We start from the raw sequence: 247 nt of genomic DNA on the forward strand, positions 1-247 counted from the left end.
GGGGCTAAACCATGCACCGAAGCTGCGGCAGCGACACTATGTGTTGTTGGGTAGGGGAGCGTTCTGTAAGCCTGCGAAGGTGTACTGTGAGGTATGCTGGAGGTATCAGAAGTGCGAATGCTGACATAAGTAACGATAATGCGGGTGAAAAAACCCGCACGCCGGAAGACCAAGGGTTCCTGTCCAACGTTAATCGGGGCAGGTGAGTCGACCCCTAAGGCGAGGCTGAAAAGCGTAGTCGATGGGA

The 247-nt window shown here is 54.7% G+C and carries 1 rRNA gene; it reads left to right on the forward strand.

Annotated elements, in window-relative coordinates:
- Nucleotides 1-247 (forward strand): 23S ribosomal RNA (locus BHE89_RS02635); the annotation flags it as partial.

Source organism: Shigella sp. FC1967, from assembly GCF_001743005.1.
Taxonomy (GTDB): Bacteria; Pseudomonadota; Gammaproteobacteria; order Enterobacterales; family Enterobacteriaceae; genus Proteus.